General features: G+C 37.8%; 1 protein-coding gene. It reads left to right on the top strand.

The window, feature by feature from the left end; translation table 11 throughout:
- The coding region (locus tag ACLIJJ_RS26905) for a transposase (RefSeq protein ID WP_411412016.1) at nucleotides 1-322 on the top strand (322 nt) is incomplete at its 5' end.
- Between the last annotated feature and the right edge of the window lie 411 nt (nucleotides 323-733).

The following is a 733-nucleotide window of genomic DNA, read 5'->3' as shown; positions in this document are numbered from 1 at the left end:
TAGCTTAAAAGAAAATACATCAGGTAAGCATAAAGGGAGGACCAGAATAACCAAACGTGGTCGAAAGAAATTACGAGCATTGTTATTCCGGGCATCTATGATTCTAGTAGCCAAGAACAAAGCCTTTAAAGCGCTACATCATTACTACACAACGAGACCTGATAATCCGTTGAAAAAGATGCAGTCTTTAATTGCTTTGTGTAATAAGCTCATCCGCATACTCTTTTCTATTGGGAAGAAACAGTTTGTGTTTCAAGAGGAGAAGATGTTGAAGGACATCCCTCATATGCATGCATTTATACAAGAAGCAATAGCAGCTTAATCAGTATAAAACTAACTTTTAACAACTAGAATTGAACAGATGAACAGACAAAATCAGCATGGGATTAGTCGGCAACGGAACTAACGTAAGGACAAGATATGATCCTGTATGGCAGCATGACCGACATCCACCTTATGGAAAGGTTGAACGAAGGAATGTAGGAGCGTAGACTCTGTGAGACTTGGGAGGGTAGACCCCCGTAAGAGATGTGGACATCCATTGGTGCGTACATACCTATTTATCCAACTTTTTGAAATAAACCGAAGGTTGGCTAGTTTCTTGCGCTCATTTTCTTCGTAAACTGCTTATTTTTAATCTTTTCACACTAACTTAATCTAAAAAGTTATATGAGTTGGATAGAAATATTGAGAAAAACTGCGTAATTAAGAGATAAGTGTTTGTTTATTGAGG

It is taken from the genome of Niallia laureatilytica (assembly GCF_046613985.1).
In the GTDB taxonomy this organism is placed as follows: Bacteria; Bacillota; Bacilli; order Bacillales; family Cytobacillaceae; genus Niallia.
Note: the sequence above shows the minus strand (reverse complement) of the source record. Positions and strands in the feature narration are given on the sequence as shown.